General features: G+C 64.9%; 17 protein-coding genes, 1 other RNA gene and 3 pseudogenes. 11 read left to right on the top strand and 10 right to left on the bottom strand.

Annotated features, from left to right (window positions below; translation table 11 throughout):
* Positions 1 to 173 precede the first annotated feature (173 nt).
* A complete protein-coding gene (locus tag GWG65_RS28025; RefSeq protein WP_275198787.1) occupies positions 174 to 1,340 on the bottom strand; it encodes an ABC transporter substrate-binding protein in 1,167 nt (388 codons plus the stop codon).
* A gap of 313 nt (positions 1,341 to 1,653) precedes the next feature.
* On the opposite strand from GWG65_RS28025, the gene GWG65_RS28020 reads away from it, so the two are divergent.
* From GWG65_RS28020 to GWG65_RS28005, 4 genes are all read left to right on the top strand, one after another.
* The gene (locus GWG65_RS28020; RefSeq protein WP_275198786.1) at positions 1,654 to 4,155 is read left to right on the top strand and encodes an EAL domain-containing protein; all 2,502 of its coding nucleotides are present in this window, start codon (positions 1,654 to 1,656) and stop codon (positions 4,153 to 4,155) included.
* A 254-nt stretch (positions 4,156 to 4,409) separates the two neighbouring features.
* Positions 4,410 to 8,048 (top strand): AsmA-like C-terminal region-containing protein, encoded by a 3,639-nt coding sequence (locus GWG65_RS28015; protein ID WP_275198785.1) that lies wholly within the window; start codon positions 4,410 to 4,412, stop codon positions 8,046 to 8,048.
* A 357-nt stretch (positions 8,049 to 8,405) separates the two neighbouring features.
* On the top strand, positions 8,406 to 9,530 hold the full coding sequence (locus tag GWG65_RS28010) for a DUF2336 domain-containing protein (protein WP_275198784.1): 1,125 nt from the start codon (positions 8,406 to 8,408) through the stop codon (positions 9,528 to 9,530).
* A gap of 86 nt (positions 9,531 to 9,616) precedes the next feature.
* A complete protein-coding gene (locus GWG65_RS28005; RefSeq protein ID WP_275198783.1) occupies positions 9,617 to 9,880 on the top strand; it encodes a hypothetical protein in 264 nt (87 codons plus the stop codon).
* Between the two features lie 33 nt (positions 9,881 to 9,913).
* On the opposite strand, the gene GWG65_RS28000 is transcribed toward GWG65_RS28005, so the two are convergent.
* Positions 9,914 to 10,645 carry a DUF3750 domain-containing protein gene (locus GWG65_RS28000; protein ID WP_275198789.1) on the bottom strand — a complete coding sequence of 244 codons (732 nt, stop codon included), beginning with the start codon at positions 10,643 to 10,645 and terminating at the stop codon, positions 9,914 to 9,916.
* A 260-nt stretch (positions 10,646 to 10,905) separates the two neighbouring features.
* On the opposite strand from GWG65_RS28000, the gene GWG65_RS27995 reads away from it, so the two are divergent.
* From GWG65_RS27995 to GWG65_RS27980, 4 genes and pseudogenes are all read left to right on the top strand, one after another.
* The gene (locus GWG65_RS27995; RefSeq protein WP_275198782.1) at positions 10,906 to 11,115 is read left to right on the top strand and encodes a hypothetical protein; all 210 of its coding nucleotides are present in this window, start codon (positions 10,906 to 10,908) and stop codon (positions 11,113 to 11,115) included.
* A 165-nt stretch (positions 11,116 to 11,280) separates the two neighbouring features.
* Positions 11,281 to 11,511: pseudogene (locus GWG65_RS27990) on the top strand (glycosyltransferase); the annotation flags it as partial.
* Between the two features lie 318 nt (positions 11,512 to 11,829).
* On the top strand, positions 11,830 to 12,909 hold the full coding sequence (locus tag GWG65_RS27985; protein ID WP_275198781.1) for a DUF1236 domain-containing protein: 1,080 nt from the start codon (positions 11,830 to 11,832) through the stop codon (positions 12,907 to 12,909).
* Between the two features lie 25 nt (positions 12,910 to 12,934).
* Positions 12,935 to 13,255: a hypothetical protein gene (locus GWG65_RS27980; protein WP_275198780.1), complete on the top strand. Its 321-nt coding sequence runs from the start codon at positions 12,935 to 12,937 to the stop codon at positions 13,253 to 13,255.
* A gap of 140 nt (positions 13,256 to 13,395) precedes the next feature.
* Here the strand turns inward: GWG65_RS27980 and GWG65_RS27975 are convergent, their stop codons facing one another.
* The 8 genes from GWG65_RS27975 to ssrA form a co-directional block, all read right to left on the bottom strand.
* Positions 13,396 to 13,893, bottom strand: coding sequence for a GNAT family N-acetyltransferase (locus GWG65_RS27975; protein WP_275198779.1), 498 nt, complete (start codon positions 13,891 to 13,893; stop codon positions 13,396 to 13,398).
* A 269-nt stretch (positions 13,894 to 14,162) separates the two neighbouring features.
* Entirely contained in the window at positions 14,163 to 16,034 is a 1,872-nt protein-coding gene (locus GWG65_RS27970; protein WP_275198778.1) for a ferrous iron transporter B, read from the bottom strand.
* A gap of 23 nt (positions 16,035 to 16,057) precedes the next feature.
* A complete protein-coding gene (locus GWG65_RS27965) occupies positions 16,058 to 16,333 on the bottom strand; it encodes a FeoA family protein (RefSeq protein ID WP_275198777.1) in 276 nt (91 codons plus the stop codon).
* A 115-nt stretch (positions 16,334 to 16,448) separates the two neighbouring features.
* A complete protein-coding gene (locus GWG65_RS27960; protein WP_148740610.1) occupies positions 16,449 to 16,700 on the bottom strand; it encodes a ribbon-helix-helix domain-containing protein in 252 nt (83 codons plus the stop codon).
* On the bottom strand, positions 16,697 to 16,885 hold the full coding sequence (locus tag GWG65_RS27955; RefSeq protein ID WP_275198776.1) for a DUF4169 family protein: 189 nt from the start codon (positions 16,883 to 16,885) through the stop codon (positions 16,697 to 16,699). The genes GWG65_RS27960 and GWG65_RS27955 overlap by 4 nt, the downstream gene beginning before the upstream one ends.
* A 276-nt stretch (positions 16,886 to 17,161) precedes the next feature.
* Positions 17,162 to 18,604 carry a class II fumarate hydratase gene (fumC, locus tag GWG65_RS27950; protein WP_275198775.1) on the bottom strand — a complete coding sequence of 481 codons (1,443 nt, stop codon included), beginning with the start codon at positions 18,602 to 18,604 and terminating at the stop codon, positions 17,162 to 17,164.
* 90 nt (positions 18,605 to 18,694) lie between these two features.
* Complete coding sequence (locus GWG65_RS27945; RefSeq protein ID WP_275198774.1) at positions 18,695 to 19,213, bottom strand: ClpXP protease specificity-enhancing factor SspB; 519 nt, start codon at positions 19,211 to 19,213, stop codon at positions 18,695 to 18,697.
* A gap of 115 nt (positions 19,214 to 19,328) precedes the next feature.
* Positions 19,329 to 19,705, bottom strand: a transfer-messenger RNA (tmRNA) gene (gene ssrA, locus GWG65_RS27940).
* Positions 19,706 to 19,788: 83 nt separating this feature from the next.
* On the opposite strand from ssrA, the pseudogene GWG65_RS27935 reads away from it, so the two are divergent.
* From GWG65_RS27935 to GWG65_RS27925, 3 genes and pseudogenes are all read left to right on the top strand, one after another.
* A pseudogene (locus tag GWG65_RS27935) lies at positions 19,789 to 20,056 on the top strand (chromate transporter); the annotation flags it as partial.
* Positions 20,052 to 20,243, top strand: a pseudogene (locus GWG65_RS27930) (chromate transporter); the annotation flags it as partial. The pseudogenes GWG65_RS27935 and GWG65_RS27930, both read left to right, overlap by 5 nt.
* A 95-nt stretch (positions 20,244 to 20,338) precedes the next feature.
* On the top strand, positions 20,339 to 21,100 hold the full coding sequence (locus GWG65_RS27925) for a tripartite tricarboxylate transporter TctB family protein (protein ID WP_275198773.1): 762 nt from the start codon (positions 20,339 to 20,341) through the stop codon (positions 21,098 to 21,100).
* Positions 21,101 to 21,104: the final 4 nt, after the last annotated feature.

Here is a 21,104-nt window from a genome sequence, read left to right as displayed (position 1 = left end):
GGGCTAGGGAGGGGGTAGCCCAGGAAATGGTGTCCATTGTTGGCGATGCGCAGAACAGCATCTGCGTGATGGAGAGAGTCCCCGTGGGGCACCCCCCTCCCTAGCCCTCCCTCACAAGGGGGGAGGGAACGCACCTCATTCGAAGCTGCAGCCGCGTGTCGTTCAATCGCGCCCTAAAGCCGATCGACTGCCCTGAACGTCCCGTCCTTCTGGATCACCGTCAAGAACACCTTTGGCGGCGTATCGATCATGCGCGGGCCGACCGTGACGATGCTGCCGCCAATGTCGAAGCGGCCGATCTCGTTGACGACTCGCAACAGCTCGGCGCGCGTTGGATTCGGCCCGGCCTTCTCGAGCGCCGCGGCCGCGAGGCGACCGGAGAGATAGCCTTCCAGCGAGACGAAATCCGGCGTCAGCGCCGGGTCGAACGCCTTCTGCGCGGTCTGGTAGTCCGCGACGAGCCCGAGCGAACGATCCCAGGGAAACGGCACGACCTGCGAGACGATGACGCCTTCGCCCTCGGGGCCGAGCTCTCTGGCGAGGGCAACGGCGCCGACGAAGGAGATGTTGACGAAGGTCGGATGGAAGCCGCTGCGGTGCGCGAGCTTGATGAATTCGGCGCAGGGACCGTAGGTCCCGACCATGACGATGGCCTCCGGCTCGGCGCGCTTGAGCATCCGCCAGGCCGAGGCGACCGCGCGGGTGTTGCGCTCGAAGGTGCCTTCGGCGGCGAGCTCGAGGCCGCGCTTGGCGAGCGCGCGCTTCACGCCGGTGAGACCGTCGCGGCCAAAGGCGTCGTCCTGGTAGAAGATGCCGATCCGGGTAAAGTGACGGTCCTCGGTCAGGTGCTTGATCCAGGCCTCGGCCTCCGCGCCGTAGCTCGCGCGAATGTTGACGACGTTGGAGAGCTCGAGGTCGCGCAGGAATTCGGCGCCGCTGAACGGACCGATGAACGGGACGCTGCGGGCACTGCTGATCGGAATGGTCGCGATCGCGGTCGGTGTGCCGACCGCGCCGATCAGCGCAAACACCTTGTCCTCCTCGATCAGTCGCAACGTCTGCGCCACCGAGCGATCGGGATCGTAGCCGTCGTCGCGGCTGAGTAGTTGAAGCTTGCGGCCGTGGACGCCACCCTTCGCATTGATTTCGGTGAACGCGGCGACGATGCCCTGCCGCATGCGCTGTCCGAGCGCGGAGGAGGGTCCCTCGAGCGCGGCGGCCTGGCCAAACAGGATCGCATCGTCGCTCACGCCGGTCTCCTCGCCTCTGGCCGAGAGCATGGTCGCGGCCAACAGCGCGATGGTCAGGATGATGCGTGTTGCTGATCGAAATCGATACATCAAGAAGTCGCCGAATGCGGGAGAAAGTCGGGCAAGGATATCCCGGCAGCATGAATCGGCGATGTATCGGCGGTCCGTACTACTCCGGGGAAAACCGGCAACTTACTTTCATAAGTTTCGGGCCAGTCCAGCACTTCATTAACTAAGTCGGGCAATGCGAAACAGCCGGGTTCCGAAATTCTCCAGTTCTTAACTGCGGCCCTGTTCCGATAGTGGCTCCGGCGGCTCAACCAGAGGTTCGGTCCGTCGCGAAAGAGGGGACGGCGGCTTCAGGATGAGCGATCGCGATCAGAATGATCAGGATCGGCGACGTATGACCGGTCGATGGCGGCTTGCGCCGTTGCTCGGGTTGTATCGTCCTGCGCTGGTCGCGGCTAGCGTCGGTCTGCTGTTCTCGCTGGTCGGCGCCGCCGCGGTGGCGCGATGGGAGGACCGCGTCAACAGGATCGAGTTCGAGAACGCGGCCGAAACCCAATCCCTCATCATGCAGAACGGCATGAACGAGTATATCAGCCGGCTTGTCGCGCTGCGGACCCTGTTCGAATCCGCCAACGAGGAAATCACCCGCAGCGAATTCGAGACCTTCAGCGCCCGCCTGTTCGAGCGCCATCCGGGCATGCTGCGCGTTGCCTGGGTGCCGCGGGTCAACCGCAGGGAGCGCGCCGAATACGAGGCAGCCGCCATTGCGGACGGCGTCTCCGGCTATCGCATCAAGTCGCTCCAGGGTGAAGGCTTTGCAACCGCGCCGCAGAGCGACGAATATTTTCCGGTCTTCTATTCGACGCAGCCGAAGACCTCGCTCGTCTACGGCATGGACTACGCAACCGTTCCCGACCGCCGTGTTGTGCTGGAGCGAGCACGCGACAATGACCAGATCGCATCGCTGCGGACCGAGCTCTATGGTCCTCGCGAGAACGGGCAGTTGCCGAACGCCCTCGTGGTGGTGCCGGTCTACGCCAAGGGCACATCGCGCGACACGGTCGCGGACCGGCGCCGCAATCTGGCGGGCTTCGTCGTCGGCATTTTCGATCTGCCGCTGCTGATGCAATCCATTCGCGTAACGACCGGAGCCAGCTCGGCGGTCAGCGTGAACGTCTATCCGCCCTTCACCGGGCAAATCGTCAGCCTGGCGCATGCGTTGCCGGATTATTCCTCGGCAGCCACCGCCCCACAGTCGATGCGCGACGTCGCGCAAGGCCTGCACTGGTCGGGTCAGCTCAAGATCGGCGATACCGACTGGCAGGTCCGCGCGATGCCGACCCCCGGCGGTCCGCTGGAGATGGCTTACGACCGCGCGGTCGCGGTGCTCATCGTCGGCATGCTGCTGACGCTGTCGCTTGCGACCTATCTGATGCTGGCAAGCCGCAATTCGCGGCGGCTGTCGCTGGCGAACAGGCGCGTGCTCGAGCTCGCCCAGACCGATATCCTGACCGGACTGCCGAACCGCGCCTTCTTCCTCACCCGGCTCGACGAGATCAATGGCCAGTTGAAGGACGGCGGCCTCACATTTTCGATCCTGATGCTCGATCTCGACCGCTTCAAGAACGTCAACGACTCTCTTGGTCATGGCGCCGGCGATGCGCTGCTGCGCCAGGTGGCGCAGCGGTTGAAATCGGCGTTGCGGGCGAGCGACGTGCTGGCGCGACTTGGCGGCGACGAATTCGCCATCCTCCAGCAAGGCTGTGAGGATCAGCGCGCCGGCTCGACCGAGCTGGCGGGACGGATCGCCAAGCTGGTGGCCGAGCCGTTCCTCCTGCCCGGACACCGCGTGGAGATCGGCACCAGCATCGGCATTGCGATCGCGCCGGATCACGGCAGCGATCAGGAACAGCTCTTGAAGAAAGCGGACCTCGCGCTCTACCGCTCGAAATCGGCCGGCCGCAACTGCTTCACCATCTATGACGAGGCGATGTCGGCGGAACTGGAAGCGCGCAACACGCTGGAAGGCGATCTGCGCGATGCCATCGCGCTTTGCCAGCTCGAAGTGCATTACCAGCCGTTCGTCGATGCTCTCTGCGGTGCGCGGCGCGGCTTCGAGGCGCTGGTGCGCTGGCGGCATCCGGCGCGCGGCTTGATTCCGCCGGACCAGTTCATCGCGCTCGCGGAGGAGACCGGGCTGATCGTGCCGCTCGGCGAATTCGTGTTGCGGCGCGCCTGTGCGGATGCGGCCGGCTGGCCCTCCGATTTGACGGTTGCCGTGAACCTGTCGCCGATCCAGTTCAAGGAAGCGGATCTGTTCGACATGATCTCGGCTGCGCTGAGGGATTCCGGGCTGCCGCCGCAACGGCTCGAGATCGAGATCACCGAGTCGGTCCTACTCGAGCGCGGCGCCGAGAATCATGCCTTCATGGAACGGCTCAAGAGCGCCGGTATCGAGCTTGCACTGGACGATTTCGGTACGGGCTATTCCTCGCTGAGCTATCTCACCGCGTTCCCGTTCGACAAGATCAAGATCGACAAGTCGTTCATCCGCAACCTCACCCATCAGCCGCGCAGTTCCGCGATCATCTCCTCGATCGTGACGCTGGCGCGCGGCCTCGACATGTCGGTCACCGCCGAGGGCGTCGAGACCCGCGAGGAGTTCGAGCGGTTGAAGGCGCTTGGGGTCAACTTCGCGCAGGGCTATCTGTTCGGCCGCCCGCAGCCGATCGACCGGATGCTGTTCGACGCGCGCCCTCCAGCCGTCGCAGCTCGACGCCGCCTGAGCGCGCGCCTCTTCCTTCGAGACGACCGCTTTGCGGTCTCCTCACAGGATGAGGCTAAGCGGCATCGGTGCCCGTTGAAACTGCCGCCGCGCGCTCCGTCCTCATCCTGAGGCGCCCGCCCAAGGCGGGCGTCTCGAAGGATGGCCGCGGCCGGGAGCGGGGCCTCTATGGTTCGAGACGGCGCTTTGCGCGCCTCCTCACCATGAGGGTCGCGCAGTAGCGTTAACCTCCGCGCGCAACAGTCGCTGTGACTTCGCCACACTTCCCCCTATATAAGGGGCAGTTCCGGCGCGCCTGAAGCCTCTGCGGCCAGGGTTTGGGGGTCAAGATTTGGCCCGGTGCCGGCTTGGCCGAGGGGAGACCCGTGCAGACGACGCTGCTCGGATTGGCGATTGCCTTCATCTTAGCGCTGCTCGCCGCGCTGATCGGGCCTTACTTCATCGACTGGAACCAGTTCAGGCCCCAGTTCGAGGCGGAGGCGACCCGGATTATCGGCGTGCCGGTGCGGGTGGCGGGCGAGCTCGACGCGCGGCTGTTGCCGGCGCCGACGCTGCGGCTGCGCTCGCTCACCTTCGGCGGCAACAACGATCTCGGCCGCCTGCGTGCCGACAAGCTCGACGTCGAGTTCAGCCTGAGCTCCCTGATGCGCGGCGAATGGCGCGCCACCGAGCTCACGGTCAACGGCATGGCGGTCGATCTCGGCCTCGACGCCAGGGGCCGGGTCGACCTGCCGTCCACCGCGAGCGGCACTTTCAACCTGGCCTCGCTTGCCATCGAGCGATTGAACCTCACCGGCCGCATCGCCCTGCATGACGCCGCCAGCCGCTCGACGCTGGAGCTGAGCGACATCGCCTTCTCCGGCGATGTGCGTTCGCTCGCGGGCGCGGTGCGGGGCGACGGCAATTTCACCGCGGCCGGCACCCGCTATCCGTTCCGCATCTCCTCCGGCCCGAGCGCCGACGGCAGCGCGACCCGTCTGCATCTCAACATCGATCCCGGTGACCGCGCCATTCAGGCCGATCTCGAAGGCGTGCTCGCCTTCGACAACCGCCTGCCGAAATTCGACGGCGCGCTGACGCTCGCCGTGCCCCAGCCTAAAAAGCCGGGCGAGGCGGGGCCGACGCCGTGGAAGCTCACGGCCAAGCTCAAGGCCGATCCGGCCGGAGCAAAATTCGACCAGATCGATGCAAGCTTCGGCAGCGAAGATGCCGCGCTGAAGCTCGGCGGCGTCGGCGATATCAGGTTCGGCGCTGCGCCGCTGCTCCGCGCGGTGCTGTCGGCGCGCCAGGTTGATGCCGACAAGCTGGCCGGAAAGAATGACACTGAGCCGCTGCGCATCCTGCCGGCGCTGCGCGCAGGCCTCGCGGCGTTCCCGCAGGCGCCCATCCCGGCGCAGATCGAGTTCAACTCCGACCAGATCATGCTCGGCGGACGTCCGCTCCAGAACATCGCCGCGGAGCTCAAGAGCGACGGCAAATCCTGGACTTTCCAGCGGCTCGACCTGCGCGCGCCCGGCATGACGCAGCTCTCGCTCAACGGCGCGACGCCCGGCGCCGACAGCTTCAGCGGCCGTCTCACCGTCGAATCGTCCGATCCCGATACGCTGGTGGCCTGGCTCCTAGGCCGCAGCGAGGTCAACCGCCGCAGTACGCGGCCGCTGCGCCTTGCCGGCGACGTGACGATCGCCGCCAACCATCTCGCCATCGACAAGCTGAAGGCCGACATCGAGGGTGGTGCCGTCGAGGGGCGGATCGATTTTGCCCAGAACGGTGCGAGCAAGGGCTCGCGGATCGATGCCGATATCAAGGCTGACCGTCTCGATCTCGATGCCGCTGCGAGTTTCGTGCGCGCGCTTGCGGGACCGCAGGGCGAATGGCCCGAGGAAGCAAAACTCTCGCTCGACGTCGGCCGCGCGATCTCTGCCGGCCAGGAGCTGCGGCCGTTCGCGGCCAAGCTCGGCTATGGCCCGGCGACGCTGGCGCTGGAGCAGTTGCGGTTCGGCCAGGCCAGCGGCGTGACCACGGAGGCGAGCGGCAGCTTCGACCGCACTAGGTCGACCGGCAAGCTTGCGCTGACATCGTCTGCCAGTTCGCTGCGCCAGCTCACCGCGTTGATCGAGCCGTTTGCGCCTGCGGCCCGCGCCCGCTTCGATGCGCTGCCGTCGTTGCCCGGTGCGACGCGCTTGAAGCTCGACCTCAGTCTCGACAAGAACGCCGAACACGCCGATCGCAGCGACGCGCGCGCGGTGCTCGAGCTCGATGCGCCGCAGCTCAAGGCCAGTGCGACGCTGGCGGCGCAGACTTCGGCCGCGGCGGTCAACGGCATCGATCTTGACCGCTTGCGCAACAGCGACTTCACGCTGGACTCGAAACTGTCGACACCGCAGGCGGGCGCGCTGCTGGCGCTGCTTGGCCTCGATCGCGTGGTGACGGCGGGCGAGGGCGCCTCGCAGTTCGAAGGCAAGCTGAGCGGCGCGTGGCGCCGGCCGCTGCAATTGAACGCAAGGCTCAGCGGCGGCGGGCTGGACGCGGATGCGCTGGGCAGCATCGAATTGTCTGCGCCGGAGCCAAAGGCCAGCGTGAATTTGCGGGTGCGCAACGCCAACCTGGCGCCGCTGTTCGGCACCAGCGCGGCCGACAAGTCGATGCAGGCCGTCACCCTGTCCTCGCGCGTCGGCCTGTCCGGCAACCGTCTGACCTTCGACGATCTCGACGGCACCGCTTCCGGCTCACATTTGCGTGGCCATCTCGCAATGACGCTCGATCAGGACAAGACCGTCGATGGCGAAGTCGGCCTGGACTCGCTCGATCTTGCGCCGGCGCTCGCGATGGCGATCGGTGCGGCCGGGCACAATTCCGGCGAGCCGCTGAGTGCGGGCCTGCTTGGCGGCTGGCGCGGCCGGATCGCGTTCCAGGCGTTGCGCGGGAGCCTGCCTGATGGCATCGAGCTGCGCCCCGTCGGCGGCACGATCAGGAGCGACGGCCAGTCGCTCGCGCTCGATGGGCTCAAGGGCGGCGTCGGTGGCGGCGAGATGTCAGCAAGCCTCGATGCGAGAACCGGCGCCAACGGCCTCGCGCTGAACGCGCGCCTCGAACTGACCAATGTCGATGCGGCGGCCCTGCGCTACCGCGATCTCGCGCTGCCGAAGGGACGGGCCTCGCTGCAGATGGCGCTGACAAGCCAGGGCCGCAGCGTTGCGGCACTGATCGGTGCGCTCGCCGGCAACGGCACGGTGACGCTCGACGCCGCCGAGATCAGCGGTCTCAATCCGCGCGCCTTCGAGATCGCCATCCGCGCCAGCGACGGCGGCCAGGTCAGCGACGACAACCGGCTGCGGCAGCTGGTCGAGCCCGCGCTGTCGGCAGGTCCAATCGCGGTCGCCTCGGCGCAGATTCCGTTCACGATCCGCGACGGCCGCCTGCGCGTCGGCGCGACGCCGCTGGAGGCGAAGAACGCTCGCGCCATCGTCTCCGGTGGCTACGACATTCCCGCCGACCAGGCCGACATCCGCGCCAGCCTGACGCCGATCATGACCGGGCTGTCCGGTGCTCCGCCGGAAATCCAGTTGTTTGCGGCCGGTCCCCCCGACAGGCTCAATCGCACCGTCGATCTCGCGCCGTTGTCGTCGTGGCTTGCGGTGCGCACGATCGATCGCGAGACGCGGCGGCTGGACGCCATCGAGCGCGGCGAGCCGCCGCCGGCCACCGCGGCGCTGCCGACGCTGGTCTCGCCAGATCTCGCACCGGAGCCGTCGCTGACCGATGTGCCGATGCCCGGCCGCGATCCGCGCCGCGCGCCGCTGCCGAAGCCCAGGGTGGAGCCCAAGGCCGCACCGACGCCGAAGGCGCCGCAGGCAGCCCCCGCCGCGCCGAGCCCGCCGCTCGCAAGCCAGCAGCAATTGGCGCCGCTGCCGCCGCCGATCGAGGTGAGGCCGGCGCCGGGCCCGCCGCCGCCAAGGCCAAAGCCGAAGCCGCCGCTGGTGCTGACGCCGTCGAATCCGTAAGGGCGGATTTTGGTTTGCATCAATTTGGGCCGCGGGCTCGCTTAACCTCTCCCGCCTGCGGGAGAGGTCGCGCCGAAGGCGCGGGTGAGGGCTCTATCCACTGGGGGAATCCCTCTGTGGAAACACCCTCACCCCAGCCCTCTCCCGCAAGCGGGAGAGGGAGCGCACCTCCTTTCGCCGCGCGAGCCGTTGCCCACCGGTAAACCCATTCCCCCGCATTTTAACGAATTTTCCCCGGCAAAACTGATCTGTCGGTTTTACCGGATTCTCGCGTTTGTTCCCTAGGGTCGATTCCTGAGGAATCCGGCGTCCTGCCACTTGCGGCAGGACGGCTCGCCAAGAACTGGGGTGATCGAGATGAACGGGGCAAAACCGCTGCTACAGGATCTGGACGACGCGATCGCGCGCGGCACCGACGAGAGCCGGGCGAAGGCATTGTGGCACGCAACCGACATTCTGATCACCGGCCGCTACAGCGACGACGAGATCAGCATGTTCGGCGAGGTGATCGGGCGGCTGGCCGACGAGATCGAGGTCGTCGCGCGCGCGCAGCTTTCCGAATTGATGTCGGCCTGCGATCACGCCCCGCTCAACGTCATCGAAAAACTCGCCTTCGACGACGCGATCGAGGTCGCCGGTCCCGTGCTGCGCGACTCCGACCGTATCGACGAGAAGATGCTGGTCGAGAGCGCGTTGACCAAGAGCCAGTCGCATTTGCTCGCGATCGCCCAGCGCAAGTCGATCGGCGAGGCCGTGACCGACGTGCTGGTCAAGCGCGGCAACCAGGAGGTCGTGACGTCCGTCGCCAGGAACGAGGGCGCGCGCTTCTCCGGCTCCGGCCTGCTGCACATGGTCAGGCGCGCCGAGGGCGACTCGATCCTCGCCGAGCAGCTCGGCCTGCGCAAGGACGTGCCGCGCCACATCTTCCAGCAGCTGATCTCGAAAGCGTCCGAGGACGTCCGCCGCCGGCTTGAGACCGAACGCCCCGAGATGATGGCCCAGATCCAGAGCTCGGTGACCGAGGTCACCGGCGATCTGCAATCCAAGTTCGGTCCCTCGTCGCGCAGCTATTTCGTCGCCAAGCGCACGGTGACGACGCAGCACAGGCTCGGCAATCTCAACCAGGATTCGATCTCGAACTATGCGCGGCAGCACCGTTTCGACGAGGTGCAGATCGGCCTGTCGCTGCTCTCGGCGCTGCCGGTCGACGTGATCGAGCGCGCGCTGATGGACCGCAACCGCGAGATGATCCTGGTGCTGTGCAAGGCGCTCGACTTCTCCTGGGACACCACGATGTCGCTGCTGTTCCTCGGTGCCAAGGATCATCTGATCACGGCGCGTGAGCTCCACGACAATGAGCGCGATTTCGGCCGGCTCAAGATCGAGACTTCGCGCAGCATTCTGAAGTTCTATCAGTCGCGCAAGAACAGCGCCGGCACCGACTCCGCCCAGGGTCGTCAGCCCGAGCTCCAGGTACACTGAACGAGTACACTGAACGAGTACACTGAACGAGTACACTGAACAGGTGCACTGAGCATCATCCGGGAATTGGCAGGGGAGTATTTGCAATGTTGCCTCAATTCGGCACCGCAGTTCGCAAGAATCCGAACAAGAATCCGAACAAGAACCTCAACAACGGCTTCGACGCCGATGCTGGCGGATCGGCTCCGGACAAGGCCTCGGTCGACGCCGCATGGCTGGTGCTGGAAGCCGCCAACGATCTCGGCGATCACGCCGCGATCGAAGCCTGCCGCCGCGTCATCGACGCCGAGCTGAACGGCACGGTGGCGGGCAGCTCGGATATCGATCTGGTGCTGGGGTATTTCCGGTAAGGTACAGCAACGCCTTGCAAGATCGTCGGTAAGTTACAGCGCCGCCGGCACACCCAGGCGCCCGATGCCCGGCAGCTTAAGGGCCGGCCGCCGGATGTCGAATCCGAGCACCGCACCGAAGAAGTTGATTTCGAACCCTTCGACCCAGCCTATCGAGATTCCGACGTAGCCCGCGAGCGAGGCGTAGACGCCGCTGCCTGAGGCAGTCAGCCCCACCAGCCTGCCGGTGTAGGGGAAGTCTTTGCCGATCGCGGTCGGCGGAAGCACGGCCTGCAATTCCGGAACCGCGTCCAGGGCGGCCTGCACGAAGGTATTGGAATTCGGTCCTGGCCACGCGCTGTAGTCGCCGTAGGCCTTGAACCGGTAGTTCTCGATGACGTGGCGAATTTTCAGGATCAGCGCCTCCGCTCGCGCGCCGTCCACGGCGGCGACGACTTCCGGCGTTGCCCCGAACCATCGACTGTCCGGCGCAAATCCGTTGTCCCGGATCGGCTCGCCCCACGCCGTGTAATCGTATCGGCTGTAGTCGGCGGCATCCTTCTCCTTGACCACGATCCAGGTGTGAACCGCGAATATGCTGCGCCAGCGCACGGTGCGCGCGGCGAAAACTCGGATCAGTGCGTCCGGATTGGACGCGGCGGGACGCAGAAGCCCCGTGCTCGATCGATCCGCCGTCCGCCAATCGCCGCGGCCGTCTCCGAACAAAAAATATCGCGCGGCCGACACGGCGATCGGCACGAATACCAGCAGCAGAAAAATGACCACGGATCTTTTCAAGGAGGGCCGGACAGCAGGGGTGGAGACGGGAGATATAGTCAGCCCACGGGCCGTTGCCAGCGGTCGGCTTTGGGACGAGCGCAATGCGCTCCGCCGTCGCGGCGAGTGGCGGCGCACGACCATCGGTGCGACCGTCAGTTGGATGCTGTGCCACGGGCGAAGTAGATCTGCACTTCCGGGAAAACTTGGAAACCTTCCCGGGCATGTTGAGTTGCAAGCGATGAGCTTCGAGACGCTGGAGCGGGAGAATGGTGGACGAGGTTACCGTGAGAAGGGCCGCAGACACGGCGTGGTCGGTCTTCCGGGCGATGCATCCGGATGTTGATGCGTCCGACAACCGTCGCTGCCTGCTCGAACGTCACCTGCAAAGGAGAGTGGAAGAGCGAGAAAGCGATTCCGAAGAACTCGCAAGCTTGGGACTCGCCTACCTGCACCGGCTTCCCGCGGACGAATGTTGACCTACATGAAGATGCTCGTCGCGCGGGTGGCTCGCGAAAGCACGAGACCGGGTTGGACCCTGCTGGCGATCTCGTTCCTCATCTCGGCGACCGTCGTACTGGCCTTGCGATGCGCGTTGGGGGCCTAGGGACCGATGCGCATCGCCCAACTCGCCCTCTTGGCCGATGGCGTGCCGGACGCCGGTGATCGCCTATCGCTCGGGCTCCGTGCCGGAGATCGTCGAGCACGGCGTCACGGGCTTCATCGTCGAGGACGAGGCGCAGGCCATCAAGGCGGTGAACGAACTGGGGGGTCTGGATAGACGAAAAGTGCGCGCCCGGTTCGAACAGCGTTTTTCGGCAAAGCGGTTGGCAAAAGAGTACGAAAGCCAATACCGGAGGTTATCGCTCGTGTAGGGCCGCGGACGAGAGTGCGCCTGCAACTGTAACGCAAAAGGAATCGACGAAAGTCGGCCTAACGCAAGACTGCTGGCAGAGATTTCATCGCTCTCGGTTTGGAAGGGCCGCGGACTCTCGCCGCTGACGGGTTATCTTTCGAAAGGTTCCGCCTGTTCCCGCCGTAAGACGTTCACGGCATGGCAGGTTGCGAAATTCCTGCTTCGTAAGCCCGAAAGAGACGATCCCCCGGCGACGGCCAATTGCCACTATTTCCCGAATCTGGAACCACGGCCTCACTCCGAATGTTGTCGCGACACAGCGTTCAAGGAGCTTTATATGAACAAGCGTTTACTTTTGGCCACTAGCGCAGCCCTGGCGATAGCCAGTTCCGCATTCGCGCAATCCAATCCGAGCACTTCGGGCCAGAATCCTTCGGCCTCGCAGCGTCAGCAAGATTCCACCTCCACGGCTACGCCCACCAATCCGGCGCAGACCACCAATCCGGCGCAGACCACACCTTCGTCTTCCTCGTCGAACAATTCGGCTCAGACCCAGGCACCGGCCTCGAACAATCAGGACGCGGCCCGGCAGTCGCCGAACCCCGGAACGAGCACCTCGCAGGCACCGGCCTCCGGCAATTCGCCGAGCCAGGCCCAAACCAATTCTCCGGCGAACACTCAGACACAGTCCGCAAATCCGCCGCCCGCCGCCAACAACCAGGCGCAGCAGTCTCAGACCGGGAGCGGCGCGACGAACACGGCCCAGCAGCCAAACACGCAGCAGAACACGGCTCAGCAACCGAACACGCAGCAGAACACGGTCGACCGCTCCTCCAGCACCGACGTGAACGCATCCGTCAATATCAACGACCAGCAACGCACCCGCATCAGCCAGTCGGTGTCGCGCCTCAACGTCCAGCCGCTCAACCGCGTGAACTTTTCGCTGTCGTTTGGCACGGTCGTGCCGCGAGACGTTCGCCTGCAGCCGTTGCCCAGCGAGGTCGTCGAGGTGGTGCCGCAATATCGCGGCTATAACTTCGTCCTGGTGAAGGACGAGATCGTGATCGTTGAGCCTTCGAGCTACAAGATCGTCGCGGTTCTGCCGTACTCCGGCCGGTCCACGGCGGCCGCTCCGGCCCGCACGGAACAGCGCAAGGCCACGTTCAGCGATCGCGATCGTGAAGTGATCCGCAAGCACGTCAAAGCGCGCCCTGTCGAACGGCGCACCACGGGCAGCACGGTAAGAACCGAGATCCGCACCGGCGAGCGCGTGCCGGAGGGCGTCGAGTTCGAAGCGTTCCCCGAGGAGGTCTATCGCGAGTCCCCTAGCCTGCGGGAGTACCGTTACATCCATCGCGACAGCCGGACCTACATAGTGGAGCCGCAGGAGCGGCGCATCATTGAAGAGATCGACTGATCTGGTCGCAGCAAGGAGAACGAACATGAGGATGATCGCTTTCGGTACTTTTACGGCCGCGGCTGTGCTGGCCTCGGCCGCTTCGGCGGCTCCGCTCAATCCCACCGCAGTCGGATCGGCAGAGATTGCCAACGTCGATCAGGTTCGCCTGGTATGCAACGAGTACGGCCGCTGCTTCCGGACCCGCGGGCCGCGCTATGTACAACGCTATTACGGCGGCGATGACGGCTACGTGGTGCGCCGGAGCTACGGATATTATGGCGGTCCCGGCTACTATGATCGCGGATACGGATACTATGGCGGCGGGCCCAGCATCGGCTTCAGCTTCGGCACCGGCCGCTGGTAAACTGGATCATCCAAGGCCGCCCTCCGGGGCGGCCTTTCCGCCTGGGCGGTCGTTCTCACATGCGATATGCTCGGACAACGGAAGGCGCCGGACTTATGAGCACATGCCCACTCCGATCGGCACGATAGCCTTCCGATCTCTCACCGTCGGGCGCGGTAAATCACGACGTCTTCGCCGTGATGGTGCGTGCTGCGCTCGAGGACATAATTCGATTTCTCCAGCACACGGCGGGATGCGGCGTTCCCGACAAAGACCAGGCCGATCAGCGACGGCAGCTCGAGTTGTGACAATCCGACCTGCGTCAGCGCGGTCGCGATTTCGCTCGCAAGTCCCTGGCCCCAGAGACTGCGTTTGAACGCGTAGGCAATCTCGATCTCGTCCACGTCATCCACGAGGATGTGCCGGATGCCCGCCCGCCCGGCGAACGCGCCGTCGTTCGTTCGCAGTGCCCAGAGCCCGAAGCCGTGCTGGTCCCAATGGGCCATGTTGACGGCGAGATAGGCCTTCGTCGTCTCAGCCGAGCGCACGCCGCCGATATAATGGGACACCTCGGGATCGAGGTGAAGCGCGACGAGGTCCGCGAGGTGATCCTCGCGCAGTCTCTCGGCAGTGAGGCTGGGGGTGGTGAAGTGATCCATGGAGACGGATGGCCGGTCACTATGCCGGCGAGGGCCGATGATACCATCGTGCTCCTGTTTTGCCCGACGGGTCAACGGGCGCGCCGTTCGTTGTCCGTAGCCCGAATGGAGCGTAGCGCAATCCGGGGCCGGCGATGCGTCGTGCAAGAATTCCGGATTTCGCTTCGCTCCATCCGGCTACCTGCTGCGCACACGTGTAAGCCATTGATTCCGCTACCCCCGTCTACTGTGCATAGGGTTGTTTTCGCGCTTTTAGTTTCGAGAGGGCGTTATCCTGCGCCGAGCGCGACAGCGACATTGTACGTCACCAGGCTGGCCGCATAGGCCAGCACCAGCATGTAGCTGAACGTCACCGCCATCCAGGTCCAGCTTCCGGTTTCGCGCCGGATCACGGCCAGCGTGGAGGCGCATTGCGGGGCGAAGATGTACCAGGCCAGCATCGACAGGGCGGTGGCAAGCGACCATTTCGTCGCCAGCACCTGTCCGATCTGCTCGGCGGCTTCCTTGCCGCCTTCGATTGCATAGACGGTGCCGAGCGCTGCGACCGCGACCTCGCGCGCCGCCATGCCCGGGATCAGGGCCACCGCAATCTGCCAGTTGAAGCCGACGGGGCTAAGCAGCGGAGCGAGCGCCTTGCCGATGATCGCGGCGAGGCTGAAGTCGATCGCGGGCTCGGTGGCGCCTAGCGGCGGCTGCGGGAACGAGGCCAGGAACCAGATCAGCACCATCATCGAGAAGATCGTGGTGCCGGCGCGGTGCAAGAACATCTTCGCCCGCGTGTAGACGCCGATCGCAATCGATTTCGGCCGCGGCATCTTGTAGTCGGGCAGCTCCAGCATGAACGGCGCCGGCGCGTAGTCGCGCAGCATGAAGAACTTGATCAGGAACGAGACCAGCAGCGCACTGATGATGCCGGCGGCGTAGAGGCCGAACATCACCAGGCCCTGCAGGTTGATGAAGCCCCAGACGTCCCTGGCCGGGATGAAGGCGGAGATGATCAGCGTGTAGACGGGGATGCGCGCCGAGCAGGTCATCAGCGGTGCGATCAGGATCGTGGTCAGCCGGTCGCGCTTGTTGTCGATCACGCGCGTCGCCATGATGCCGGGAATGGCGCAGGCAAAGCTCGACAGCAGCGGGATGAAGGCGCGGCCGTGCAGCCCGGCGCCGCCCATGATGCGGTCCATCAGGAACGCGGCCCGCGCCATGTAGCCGAAATCTTCCAGGAGCAGGATGAACAGGAATATGATGATGATCTGGGGCAGGAACACGATGACGCTGCCGACGCCTGATATCACGCCGTTCTGGAGGAAGCTCTGCAACAGGCCGGCGGGCAGGCTGGCGTGCACGAACTCGCCCAGTGCATCGAAGCCGGAGTTGAGCAGCTGCATCAGCGGCTGGGCCCAGGCGAACACTGCCTGGAACATCACGAACAGGATCAGCGCGAGCACCAAGAGCCCGGCGACGGGGTGCAGCACCACGGCGTCAATCCGCGCGGTCCAGGTGTCGGGCCGGCTCGGCAGGCTGACGCAATCGGCGATGATGCGGTCGGCCTCGCGCTGGGTGGCGCGCAGCTCGGCGACGCTGAGCGCGCGCCAGCTGTTCTCCTGCGGCTCGGCCGCGAGCCTGGCCGAGATCTCGTCGGTCAGCGTCAGGAGGTCGGCGGTGCCGCCCTTGCGCACCGCGATCGAGGTGACCACGGGCACGCCGAGCTCCTTGGCGAGCCGCTCCGCGTCGACGTTGATGCCGCGGCGGCTCGCGATGTCGAACATGTTGAGCACCAGCACCATCGGCCGGCCGGTGCGCTTGAGCTCGAGCAGGAGGCGGATGGTCAGCCGCAGATTGGTCGAATCGGCCACGCACAGCACGAGATCGGGCACGGTCTCGCCGGACGCCTTGCCGAGCACGAAGTCGCGGGTGATCTCCTCGTCCGGGCTGCGGCCGCGCAGCGAATAGGTGCCGGGCAGGTCGACCACCGAGACCTGGCGACCCAGGGGCGTGACGAAGAAGCCCTCCTTGCGCTCGACGGTGACGCCCGGATAGTTCGCGACCTTCTGCCGACTGCCGGTCAGCGCATTGAACAGCGAGGTCTTGCCGCTGTTCGGCGTGCCCACCAGGGCGAGATGCAGCAGGGGTGTTTCCATGGGATCAAATATCCGGTCGCTGTCTACGCGACGATGATGGCCATGGCTTCGCGACGGCGCACCGCGATGGTGATGTTGTCGACCCGCACGGCGATAGGGTCGCGCCCCACCAGCCCCTCGTGCAGGACCTCGACCCGGGCACCCTCGACGAAGCCGAGCTCGATCAGGCGGCTTTCGAGCTCGATGTCCGAGAGCGCCGAGCCGGCGTCCTTGGCGGACAGGTGTTGAATGACGCCGCTATAGCCGCGCTGGGCCAGACCCAGCGGCATCTGCGGGCGCGTCTCATTGGTATCGGTCATGCCCTGTATTTTCAACGCAGGGCATTGAGGTCAAGCGCGCTCGCTCGCCGAAGCTGCACCTTAGAGTGATTTTAAAGTGCGGGCGGCTGCCGAGCCCGGGAAAGTGCCTCGGCGGCTACTGGGCCGGGACCTTTTCCGGCTGGACGGCCATGGCGCGGCTCTTGAAGTAGTCCAGGACGAACAGGCGGATTGCGGACGACAGATTGCCCTGCTGGCGGCTGCTGTCGATCTCGCCGACGAGCTCGGACAGCGTCATGTTGCGCAGCCCCGAGATCTCCTTCATGCCGTTCCAGAATGCCTCTTCCAGGCTGACGCTGGTCTTGTGGCCGGCGACCACGATCGATCGCTTCACGACGGGCGACTTCATGGCTGCTCCTCGCGATCGATCCGGTGTTGGTCCAGATGCTCCTTCGCCTGGTCCGCGCGCGTCTTCTCCGCCGACCGCTCTGCCTTCGTGCGGCCGAACTTCGCTCGGTTGACGTCCGCCTGCTTCGCCGAGACTTCCCGCTCGGCGCGCTTCCTGAAACGATTCAGGTTGATGACGTTCCCCATGCCGCGTCTCCATCATCCGATCCTCCGCAGGCAGGATGAAACATTCAGAAACAGGGTGCAGCGCTGCGCCCCACAAGATTTGATCGCCATTCGCTCGTCCTCGTCAATCGGCCCTACTGGCCATCAAACGATGAATTTGGCCCCGGGAAGGGGAGAGAGCGGCGTAGCACGCATCCTCCCCGAGACATTGACGGTAATCAAATCCTGTCCTTTAAGCCTCTATAAATATGCCGTTTTGGCTCCGTATCATTACGGATGACTATCGGAATTCGGAAATCATCCTGGCCTTGTCATCTTCTCCGGTTGCACCAAACGGTCGAACTCGTCCGCCGAGACGAAGCCCAGGCGAAGCGCCTCTTCCTTCAGCGTGGTGCCGTTGGCATGCGCCGTCTTCGCCACCTTGGCCGCGTTGTCGTAGCCGATCCTGGGCGCGAGCGCCGTCACCAGCATCAGCGAGCGCTGCATCAGCTCCTTGATGCGCTTTTCATCGGCGCGAATGCCGTTGACGCAATGTTCGGTGAAGGAGCGCGCGGCGTCCGCCAGCAGGCGGATCGAATGCAGCATGTTGTAGGCCAGCACGGGCTTGTAGACGTTGAGCTCGAAATGCCCCTGGCTGCCGGCCACCGTGATTGCGGTGTGATTGCCGAACACCTGGCAGCACACCATGGTCATCGCTTCGCACTGCGTGGGGTTGACCTTGCCCGGCATGATCGATGAGCCCGGCTCGTTCTCCGGCAGGATCAGCTCGCCGAGGCCCGAGCGCGGGCCTGAACCGAGCAGGCGGATGTCGTTGGCGATCTTGAACAGCCCCGTCGCCACCGAATTGATGGCGCCGTGCGCCAGCACATAGGCGTCGTTGGAGGCCAGTGCCTCGAATTTGTTGGCGGCGCTGGTGAAGGGCAGTTTTGTGATCCCGACCACGTGCCTGGCGAACAGTCTTGCGAAGCGAGGGCTGGAATTGAGGCCGGTGCCGACGGCGGTGCCGCCCTGCGCCAGCGGATAGAGATCCTTCACCGCGACCTTCAGCCGGGCAATCCCGCTTTCGACCTGGGCGGCATAGCCGGAAAATTCCTGGCCGAGCGTCAGCGGCGTCGCATCCTGGGTGTGGGTGCGGCCGATCTTGACGATCCTGGCGAACTCTTTCTCCTTCTCGCGTAGCGCGCGCAGCAATTCGCCGAGCGCGGGAACGAGATCGGCGGCGATGCGGCTTGCGGCTGCGATATGCATCGCGGTCGGGAACGAGTCGTTCGACGACTGGCTCATGTTGACGTGATCGTTGGGATGGACCGGCTTCTTGGCGCCGAGCTCGCCGCCCAGGAGCTCATTGGCGCGATTGGCGATCACCTCGTTGAGGTTCATGTTGGTCTGCGTGCCCGAGCCGGTCTGCCACACCACCAACGGAAATTGGTCGTCGAGGCCGCCGTCGATCACCTCGCGCGCGGCGCGGATGATCGCATTGGCGCGGCGCTGGTCGAGCAGCCCGAGTTCGCGGTTGGACTGTGCGGCCGCAAGCTTGACGATGCCCAGCGCATGCACGAGCGCGATCGGCATGCGGTCGATGCCGATGCGAAAATTCTGGCGCGAGCGCTCGGTCTGCGCGCCCCAATAGCGATCGGAGGGGACCTCGATGGGACCGAAACTGTCGGTCTCGACGCGCGTCGTGGAGCGTGAGGAGCGGGCAGTCTTTGATCCGGCGGTCTTGGCCATGAGCACATCCATTCTGCCGCACGGAATGTCGCGCGGCCTCTTGATATGCTCACGTATATAGGGAGTTCGGCGCCGCGCGACGGCCGCGCGCGCTTGGCTGGATCATTTCTTGCGGAAACGGTCGAGCCGCACGACTTCTGCGCCGCCCTGGTTCGGGGGTGTCGGCTCCTCGGCGCTTTCGGCTGTCTCGGCGGCGGGTGCAGGCACCGCCACGGCTGACGGGGCAGGCGCCGCCGGCAGGGTCTCGGGCGCGATCTCGGCGACGTCGGAGGTGTCGAACTGGAGTCCAAATTTCACGGATGGATCGAGGAAGCTCTTGATGGCGGCGAACGGCACCACCAGCCGCTCCGGAATGCCGCCGAAGGACAGCCCGACCTCGAAGCGGTCCTCGAGCACGGTCAGGTCCCAGAACTGGTGCTGGAGGATGATCGTCATCTCTTCCGGATATTGCGCGAGCAGTCGCGGTGAGATCTTCACGCCCTCGGCCTTCGATACGAAGGTGATGAAGAAATGATGCTCGCCGGGCAGTCCATGGGACGCGGCATCGGTCAGCACCTTGCGGAGCACGCCGCGCAACGCGTCGCGGGCCAGCACATCGTATCGGATATGATCGGTCGCCATGGTGGTCCTGTTGCATTCCGGAAGGCGGGCCCCGCGGGCCCGACTCGCCAAGCCGCAATAGTACCGCGCCTGATGGGTCAGCAGGAGTCCCCGCCGGGAAGGAAATTAAAAGGTAAGTGGAGGCTTCTGTTGCCAGGTGCCTCCGAACCCCGCCTAACGGAGCTTAACCCGTTAGGACTTCAGAATGGTCTTTCAAACTGCGTTACGCAGCCTGAGCAACCGGAGCAAAGTTGTCGTTGGCAACTATTGCAGTAGCCCGATAACGGCGGAACAATACCGGGAAAAAGCACGCCCTTTACGCCCTCGTCGATCCTATTTCGCCCCCGCCAAAGCCCGCATTTCGGCGGGCTGAAGCCCGTTAATCGGTGGGCTTTGGTGGAGGCGCCGGGTACCGCCCCCGGGTCCGAATGGTTTATTACGACGACCGTTTATTTCCATAGCCGGCGAACCGGCACCCCCAATATAGGGGGCAAAGCTTTCAAATGACAGGGGTTTGGCGGCGCCATCGCGTGGTTCCTTTGGATAGGTTCCGGATGACCTTGGCCGCGCCATCGACTGCGTTCTAAGCTCCTGACATGTCCTCGGATTCATCACCGGCCGCCCAAGAGCCAGACCATCCAGCCGCGCCCAGCTTGCCTGCGCTGTTCCTGGCCTTTGCCCGGATGTCGCTGGCCGGTTTCGGCGGGGTCCTGGTGTTTGCCCGGCGGGCCATGGTCGATCAGCATCGCTGGGTGAGGGCGGACAAGCTCAACGAGACGTTTGCGCTCTGCCAATTTTCTGCCCGGACCCAACATCGTCAATTTGTCGATGGTGTTCGGGCCGCGGCGGCGCGGGATCGCAGGCTGCATTGGTTCCGCTCTCGATCGGATTGATGGCAGCGAGCGCCCTGATCCTTGCGCAGTCGACCGATCGTACCGTTACTGCTTTGCTAATAGCCGCGGCGGTTGCGATCGTCGCGACGCTATCGCGCGTCGATCCGCTGTGGCTGCTGCTCGCCGGGGGCCTGTTGGGTTTTGCTGGCATTGTGTGATGAAAATCGCTAGGCAGTGATCCGGGCGGGGGATCCATTTTCCAGCCGATTACAACAACAGTGCTCGTGACTTACGGGTCGCGGAGGAGACATGCATGGCCGATACGATGGGCCACTCAGCGACAGCCACCCGAAACACATCGGTGGCAATCGGCTTTTGTCTGCTGGCCGTTGCGCCGCAGATTTTCGAATTCATCTGGTCGATCGGGACGATTTTTGGCTGGGGCGCCGGACGCGGCCCCGCCACCGTTCTGATCAGCCATGCCACGGCGCTGCTCGCCGGCGCTCCGGCTGCCATCTTCGGATCGGTCGGCGGTGACGCCAAGAAGGCGTCATCCGATGTGCTGCTGGCGCTGATCTATTCCTATCCGCTGTTTGTGGTAGCGATCCTCACGTTCTTCATGACCATCAGGTCGGGGCAGGACTATATCGGCGGCACCATGCTGATGGCGCTTGCTTTGTTCGCGCTGTGGGCATCGAGCGATCTGCAGGGGATGCGAGGCTTCTCCTTCGGTGCCGGAACGGCCCCACGCATGTTTGGCGGGCTCCTCGTGGCGCTTGGCGCCGGCATCGCATTGACGGGGCTGCTGGCTGAGGGGCCGGCACTTTCACACTATTCCTGGCGCGGGCCGCTCTTCGTGATGGCGTCGATCGTGTTCTTCGCCTTGGCGATCCGTCCGCTCGGAGTCGTGGTTTCGGCGTTCGCGAGCTTCCTGATCGCGGCGATGGGCACGCATGAGACGCGCTGGATCGAAACGACCATCGTCGGCGCCTGCCTGACGCTCGGCTGCGCGGTTCTGTTCCCCTACGTGCTCGGGCTGCCGATGCCAATGTTCCCGCGTTTCCTGGTTCAGTGAGGCT

Origin of the sequence: Bradyrhizobium sp. CSA207, assembly GCF_029051685.1 — a bacterium.
Classification (GTDB): domain Bacteria; phylum Pseudomonadota; class Alphaproteobacteria; order Rhizobiales; family Xanthobacteraceae; genus Bradyrhizobium.
Note: the sequence above shows the minus strand (reverse complement) of the source record. Positions and strands in the feature narration are given on the sequence as shown.

Bases quoted from the DNA above. Each gene is read 5' to 3' on its own strand.
- GWG65_RS28025 (WP_275198787.1), bottom strand. From the start codon at position 1,340: ATGTATCGATTTCGATCAGCAACACGCATCATCCTGACCATCGCGCTG.
- GWG65_RS28020 (WP_275198786.1), top strand. From the start codon at position 1,654: ATGACCGGTCGATGGCGGCTTGCGCCGTTGCTCGGGTTGTATCGTCCT.
- GWG65_RS28010 (WP_275198784.1), top strand. From the start codon at position 8,406: ATGAACGGGGCAAAACCGCTGCTACAGGATCTGGACGACGCGATCGCG.
- GWG65_RS28005 (WP_275198783.1), top strand. From the start codon at position 9,617: ATGTTGCCTCAATTCGGCACCGCAGTTCGCAAGAATCCGAACAAGAAT.
- GWG65_RS27995 (WP_275198782.1), top strand. From the start codon at position 10,906: ATGGTGGACGAGGTTACCGTGAGAAGGGCCGCAGACACGGCGTGGTCG.
- GWG65_RS27985 (WP_275198781.1), top strand. From the start codon at position 11,830: ATGAACAAGCGTTTACTTTTGGCCACTAGCGCAGCCCTGGCGATAGCC.
- GWG65_RS27980 (WP_275198780.1), top strand. From the start codon at position 12,935: ATGAGGATGATCGCTTTCGGTACTTTTACGGCCGCGGCTGTGCTGGCC.
- GWG65_RS27975 (WP_275198779.1), bottom strand. From the start codon at position 13,893: ATGGATCACTTCACCACCCCCAGCCTCACTGCCGAGAGACTGCGCGAG.
- GWG65_RS27970 (WP_275198778.1), bottom strand. From the start codon at position 16,034: ATGGAAACACCCCTGCTGCATCTCGCCCTGGTGGGCACGCCGAACAGC.
- GWG65_RS27965 (WP_275198777.1), bottom strand. From the start codon at position 16,333: ATGACCGATACCAATGAGACGCGCCCGCAGATGCCGCTGGGTCTGGCC.
- GWG65_RS27960 (WP_148740610.1), bottom strand. From the start codon at position 16,700: ATGAAGTCGCCCGTCGTGAAGCGATCGATCGTGGTCGCCGGCCACAAG.
- GWG65_RS27955 (WP_275198776.1), bottom strand. From the start codon at position 16,885: ATGGGGAACGTCATCAACCTGAATCGTTTCAGGAAGCGCGCCGAGCGG.
- fumC (WP_275198775.1), bottom strand. From the start codon at position 18,604: ATGGATGTGCTCATGGCCAAGACCGCCGGATCAAAGACTGCCCGCTCC.
- GWG65_RS27945 (WP_275198774.1), bottom strand. From the start codon at position 19,213: ATGGCGACCGATCATATCCGATACGATGTGCTGGCCCGCGACGCGTTG.
- GWG65_RS27925 (WP_275198773.1), top strand. From the start codon at position 20,339: ATGGCCGATACGATGGGCCACTCAGCGACAGCCACCCGAAACACATCG.